This is a genomic window from Mycobacterium sp. NGS11 (genome assembly GCF_059813315.1).
The window spans coordinates 1-1,692 of record NZ_JCALEJ010000061.1 but is presented as its reverse complement, the minus strand read 5'-3'; the positions used below and the strand labels follow the sequence as shown (position 1 = coordinate 1,692).

Annotated in this window: 1 protein-coding gene and 2 pseudogenes; all 3 read left to right on the top strand. The window is 63.8% G+C overall.

What is annotated here, in order from left to right:
* Positions 1–36 precede the first annotated feature (36 nt).
* Positions 37–594 (top strand): annotated as a pseudogene (locus AC5Y4T_RS26075) (tyrosine-type recombinase/integrase); the annotation flags it as partial.
* A gap of 112 nt (positions 595–706) precedes the next feature.
* The gene (locus tag AC5Y4T_RS26070; RefSeq protein WP_250637712.1) at positions 707–958 is read left to right on the top strand and encodes a tyrosine-type recombinase/integrase; all 252 of its coding nucleotides are present in this window, start codon (positions 707–709) and stop codon (positions 956–958) included.
* Positions 924–1,692: pseudogene (locus AC5Y4T_RS26065) on the top strand (tyrosine-type recombinase/integrase); the annotation flags it as partial. The gene AC5Y4T_RS26070 and the pseudogene AC5Y4T_RS26065, both read left to right, overlap by 35 nt.

Below are 1,692 nucleotides of genomic sequence, written 5' to 3'. Positions count from 1 at the left end.
TCGCCCCGAACTCTGCGTGCCTATGGCTACGACCTGTTGGCGTTTTGCCGTTGGCTCGACAGCGTCAACATCGACTTGAGTTCGGTGACCACCGAGACTGTGCTCGACTTCATGCGGTACTGCAGGCAGACGCCGATCGCGGGGCGCCCTACCAATGTGGTGTCGATGACCGGCAAGCGCCTCGACCGTTACTCGTCGACCACCATCAACCACCGACTTGCTGCCTTGACGGGCCTATTCGCCTTCCGGGCGTTGCGTGACCCCGATTTGCGTAGTCCGATTCCCAGCGGTCGTGAAGCGCGGCGAGTCAGCGCCGAGGAACGCAACGGACTGCTCGGGCACCTGGTCCGGCCAAAACGGCGGTCCGCGCTACGCCTGCGTGAACCGCGGCGGCTACCGCGGGCATTGGATCGCCGCGAGACCGCGGAGCTGTTGTCGAGCTTGCGGACCTGGCGTGACCGAGCGCTGGCCGGTCTCATGTTGTTATCCGGGTTGAGATCCGGGGAGCTGCTCACCCTCGACGTTACTGACGTCGACATCGGCGCCCGCTGGGTGCGGGTGATGGGCAAAGGCGCCAAGGAGCGTCGGGTTCCCCTCGATGTGGAGGTCGCAGGGTTGGTCCAAACCTATCTGCTGGCCGAGAGACCCGAGTCGGGCGTGTACCCGTCTTTTCCTGGTCGCCAAAGGTCCCAACCGGGGTCAGCCGTTGACCGCGGCCGGGCTGCGCACGATCTTCCGGTATCACCGGATCAAGTCCGGAGTGCTCGGCGGTCACCCGCATGCATTGCGTCACACCTTCGGCACCGCGATGGCCGAGGCCGGTGTGGATCTGGCGGTGATGCAAGCACTGCTCGGACACACCCACATCGACACCACAGCCCGCTACATCCATCTGGCACCCACCCATGTCAAGGCGGAATTCGATGCTGCCCGAACACGATTACGTTCCCGCACCTGAGACGCCGGCGCAGATCTACGCCGCCTACCTCGTGCACCTGCAACGACGGGACCGCGGCAACACCGCCTACAGCCAAGCCGCCCGATCGTTCCTGCGGCGCTGGCCCCGAGTCCAGGCGTGGGCCGACATTCCGCTGGACAAGCAGTTGGCTGCGAACAGCTCGACACGCCCCTTCATCACCTTCTTGATGGTAAGTAGACGACTGCAACCGGGCTACGACTACCTCGTCCACCGCAAGCTGTCGAGCTTGTGGCATGAGCTTACCGACAGTTGCCTGCAGCCCGATCTCGATCAGTTCATCAGCGCAGCATTGGAACTGGGCTTCACTGAACGGGTCGCCTCGGCCATCGGCTCGCAGATCATCGCCCGGCTGCTGATTCAGACCGGCCGCCCCTTGACCTACCTACGTGAAGACGACCTGCAGGAGTTGCTGCACGCCTGCGATGTTCGCCAGGAACGTACCGGACGCGGAGCCAGACACTATCGCAGCACCACCCACAGTGCCCGCCAGATTCTCTTCCACCTCGGGGTGCTCGAGAACCAAACACCGCCAGCAGTCACAGCATTGACCCTCGAGCAGCGCATGGCCGATGTTCCCGCGGCGCTGCAACCGGCGTTTGTGGCCTACCTGAACCGTAAATACGCCACTTGCGTACCCAAAACGGTCAGCACCCTGGCCACCCGATTGGCCCATTTCGGCCGATACCTCGCCACCGCCGACCCCAGCTTGACCT